This is a genomic window from Natrinema soli, assembly GCF_028618695.1.
Genome location: NZ_JAQIVI010000667.1, coordinates 1 through 4306, shown reverse-complemented (window position 1 = coordinate 4306; position 4306 = coordinate 1). Strand labels below are relative to the sequence as shown.

Genomic DNA, 4306 nt, shown 5'->3' with positions numbered 1-4306 from the left:
TCGGTCTCGGTCATTGTGCGAGTCTGTCCAGCGCGGTGCAAAAGCGTATCGAAACCCGGAGCGTCCGATGCCACGAGCGTGCATACCTCTCCCGATCAGGTCGCGAATACCGCCGGATCGATACACGGACATGGATATATCGGCCGTCGAGACCGCAACCACTTTGCCGCTCGCGGGCGGGAGTCCCACCATGACGCGAATCGCCGGGATGGCCGGCAACCGAGGGCGCAACCTGTTGAACATCGCCGACCGACGACCGGGCGGAGTCGAGTTCGCCGTCGTCCTGACGAACAGCGAGGACGCGCCGGTGCTCGAGGCCGCGGCCGAGCGCGGGATTCCGACCGAGGTCGTCCCGCTCGAGGACGGCATGAGCCGCAGCGAGCACGAGGAAGCGGTGCTCGAGGCGCTGTCTGACTACGAGTTCGACCTCGTCTGTCTGGACGGCTACATGCGGATCCTCTCCGATACGTTCCTCGAGGAGGCGCCGACCACGCTGAACGTCCACCCCGCACTGCTGCCGTCGTTCCCGGGAATGGACGCGTGGGGCGACGCGCTCGAGGCCGGCGTCTCGGTGACCGGATGTACGGTCCACGTCGTCACCGACGCGACCGACGCCGAGGGCGAAGTCCTCGAGAGCGAGGTCGACGCCGGGCCGATCGTCACGCAGGAGCCGATCCCGGTCTACGAGGGCGACGACGAGGAGGGCCTGAAAGAGCGCGTCCTCTACGAGGGCGAGTTCCGCGCGTACCCGCGGGCCGTGAAGTGGTTCGCCGAGGGTGCAGTCGACGTGGACACGGACGCAGGTGAGGTCTCCGTCGCCGCCGACGTGGCAAGCACCGAGGCTGAGAGCCACGACGGGCTGCCAGCGCGTCGACTGCTCTCCGACGACCGCGCGGACACGCTCCGGTACGGCGAAAATCCCCATCAGGACGCCGCGGTCTACACCGACTACACCTGCGACGAGGCCAGCGTCGTCCACGCCGACCAGCTGAACGAGGGCGCGAAGGCGCTGTCGTACAACAACTACAACGACGCCGACGGGGCGCTCAACCTCATCAAGGAGTTCGACGAGCCCGCCGCGGCGGTCATCAAACACACCAACCCGGCAGGCTGTGCGACCGCCGATTCGCTCGCCGAGGCCTACGAGAAGGCCCTCTCGACGGACCCGATGAGCGCCTTCGGCGGTATCGTCGCGCTGAATCGCGAGTGCGACGCCGCGACCGCCGAGCGGGTCATCGACTCGTTCAAGGAGGTCGTCGTCGCGCCCGGCTACACCGACGACGCGCTCAAGGTGCTCTTCGAGAAGGACAATCTCCGCGTGTTGGATGTGGGTGAACTGGGCGAGCGGAGCGAGCGCTTCACCGAAAAACCGCTCGTGGGCGGCCGATTGGTCCAGGAACGAGATCTGCAGTCGATTTCAGTCGACGACCTCGAGGTCGTCACCGAGCGCGAGCCGAGCGAGGCGGAACTCGAGTCGATGGTCTTCGCGTGGCAGACGCTCAAACACGTCAAGTCGAACGGGATCCTCTTCACGAAGGGCACCGAGACGGTCGGTGTCGGGATGGGGCAGGTCTCTCGAGTCGACGCGGTCCGGCTGGCGGCGATGAAGGCCGACGAACACGCGGAGGGCAAGGATGCCGAGGGAGCGGTCATGGCCTCGGACGCGTTCTTCCCGTTCCCGGACGGCATCGAGGAGGCCGCGGAGGCGGGCATCGAGGCGGTCGTCCAGCCCGGCGGCTCGGTCAACGACGAGGACGTGATCGAGGCGGCGAACGAACACGGAATGGCGATGGCGTTTACGGGACAGCGGAGTTTCAGACACGACTGAGCGAGAGCGAAGGCGTGTCTGAAACTCGAAAGGCGAGCGAAGTGACGGCTTTCGTTGGTTCCGACACGATTAGGACCGCGAGCGAACGGAAGCGCGGCGCGTAGCGCCGCGATAAGACGAGCGGCCCTGGTCGCGAGTCAGTGAGCGCACGGCTTTTTGGCCGAAACCGATCGGTTCGGCGGCCTGCTACTGCAGCGGTGTCGGATTTGTCGTGGAGCATCGTACTCGAGCGAACCGATGGCGAACCTGAACTCGCGGTCAGCGAACAAGCTGAGCATCGTGTCGACGCTGATCGACAGCCTGCTGGCGTTTCGGCGCGGGCGGCCGAAGAGCGGCCTCCTATTGCTGGGGGCGGCCGCGCTCTCGTCTCGCATCCCCGGTCTCGGGACGGCAGTGTCGCTGTTCCTCCGGATCGCACGGCGGGTTCGGTAGGCGACAGGACCCATGGTCGACGTCACCGGCCACCTCGGGATGGCGCTGCTGTTCGCCGCCCCGGCGTGGCTCGTCTGGGGGCGACGCGGCGCGCTCGGGTTCGCGGGCTTCGCGTTAGTCACCGCGATGCTCCCGGACACCGATCTCGTCTTGCAGCAGGTCCTCCCGATCACCCACCACGGCGTGACCCACACCCTGCTGTTCGTGCTCCTGATGAGTGTCCTCGTCGGCGCGGCCGTCGCGAAGTGGCTCACCCCCTGGTTCGCTGCCACCCGCTGGATTCGAAGCACCGATATCGCATCCGAGACGGTCTTCGTCTTCGCGATAGCGGGGCTGGAGCTAGGCGGAATCAGCCACCTGTTTGCGGACGTTCTCTCCACACCCGACATCGCCGCTCCGCTCACGCCCTTCTGGCCGCTGTACTCGGAGCCGGTGATCGTCGACGTCATCTACTACGATTCGCCGATCTGGAACGCCGGGCTGTTCGCCGTGGCCATCGGACTCCACCGTGTGCTCGCCCGGTACGAGAGCGCGCCGCTCGAGACGCCCTACCGGATCAGTAGCTGAACCGAAGATGGTGGGAGAAAGCCACCCGTTCGTCCGATTTCGTCCGTTCACGAACGAGCCAGCGTCCTCACAGACCGCCGCCTCACCGAGTGGACCGGTCGGTCCAGCGCGACTGTGAAGTACCGGAACAGAGAATCGGCCGTATGGTCGAGATGAAGTTTGCAGTCCGTCCCGAACGGGAGACGCCGAGTCCACCGGCGCCACCGGCGGGATACGACGAGCCGAAGCTATTCGAGTATCCGACACTAGTGTTGCTGTTGGTGTCAGTTCCGCTGTTTTTGCTCACGGCATACGGATTCGGCTGGCTGCTCTGGCAAATACAGGGACCGGAGGTGTTCGCAACGCTGTTCGCCGTGACTGAGACGGGAGACAGTACAGTGCTCGTCTTGGACATGATCGACGTGGGACTTCCGTTCGTCGTGGCCCTGTTCGTGACAGTAGCCGTTCACGAACTACTTCACGGTGCTGTTATGCGCTACTACGGACAAGACGTGACCTACGGCGTGAATCTGGCCATGGGGGCCTTCTACGCGGCGGCGTTCGGTCAGTTCCAGCGACGCGAGCAACTGTTCCCTATCGGGCTCGCCCCGCTCGTGAGTATCGCGATCGGTGCGACGCCGCTTTTGGCCGTTCCCGTGCCGAGTATCGCCGTCACGGCCTATATGGTGTTGGTCATAAACACGACCGGCGCGGTCGGGGACCTGTACGTCGTCTGGTGTCTCCGACGGATGCCGGAGGGAACGCTCATGTACGACGTCGATCTCCGACACATGTACGTATTCGAACCGCTCGATGTCGAGGTGTGACCGATCGAGTATCAACCGTCGCATTCATGCGTTCTCTCTCTCGACGATCTCAGCATCGCCGTTCACCGACTCCCCACAGAATTCATGTTCTCAGTCCTCCCATCGCGATCGGATCACTCGAGAAACTGGACCAAAAGCCCGCTCGTTTACTCCGTTCACTCGCGGGACAATGTCCGTTCTCACTCGAGCCTTGCATCCGTAATCCGCAACCGCCCGCGTGTCCCCTCCCACTCGGTCTCGTACTCGAGGGCGAGACGCCGATCCATGTGTGGTCCGTCGACCACCAGCGTCTCAAATTCGCCGCCCTCTCCCAGAATGTGGACGCCGTACTCCTCGTTGAGGGCTTCGAGGTCGTCGATCGCCTCGCGGTCGAGGGTCCGGCCCAGCCACGACTCGTCGAGTCCGTGGGCGGCGACCTGAATGATTGTGATCTCGAAACCGGCCTCGAGCATCGCGTCGGCCAGTTCGCGGGGATCCTCCTGCCACAGCGGCGCGAAGAGGTCGCAATCGAGTCGGTCGCACATCCCCCGGATGCGGCTCGTCTGATACTCGCTTTCGACGGCTCCCGCCGTGACGCCGGCGATGCCGCCCGCGAGTTCGCGGTCGAGCTCCTCGAGGGCAGCCTCGAGGGGCTCGAGTTCGTCGTCGCCCTGCGCGCTCGAGTCGGTCGCCG

General features: G+C 65.0%; 5 protein-coding genes. 4 read left to right on the top strand and 1 reads right to left on the bottom strand.

The features are described 5' to 3' along the window. Positions 1-190: 190 nt before the first annotated feature. The 4 genes from purH (at position 191) to PGX04_RS29655 (ending at position 3633) form a co-directional block, all read left to right on the top strand. Complete coding sequence (gene purH / locus PGX04_RS29670; protein WP_273741779.1) at positions 191-1828, top strand: bifunctional phosphoribosylaminoimidazolecarboxamide formyltransferase/IMP cyclohydrolase; 1638 nt, start codon at positions 191-193, stop codon at positions 1826-1828. A 237-nt stretch (positions 1829-2065) separates the two neighbouring features. Next, the gene (locus tag PGX04_RS29665) at positions 2066-2260 is read left to right on the top strand and encodes a hypothetical protein (protein ID WP_273741778.1); all 195 of its coding nucleotides are present in this window, start codon (positions 2066-2068) and stop codon (positions 2258-2260) included. 12 nt (positions 2261-2272) lie between these two features. Next, positions 2273-2827, top strand: coding sequence for a metal-dependent hydrolase (locus tag PGX04_RS29660; RefSeq protein ID WP_273741777.1), 555 nt, complete (start codon positions 2273-2275; stop codon positions 2825-2827). A gap of 143 nt (positions 2828-2970) precedes the next feature. Continuing rightward, positions 2971-3633: a DUF3267 domain-containing protein gene (locus tag PGX04_RS29655; protein ID WP_273741776.1), complete on the top strand. Its 663-nt coding sequence runs from the start codon at positions 2971-2973 to the stop codon at positions 3631-3633. A gap of 179 nt (positions 3634-3812) precedes the next feature. Here PGX04_RS29655 and PGX04_RS29650 read toward each other — a convergent pair. Then, a partial coding sequence (locus PGX04_RS29650) for a Dph6-related ATP pyrophosphatase (protein WP_273741775.1) occupies positions 3813-4306 on the bottom strand: 494 nt, incomplete at its 5' end.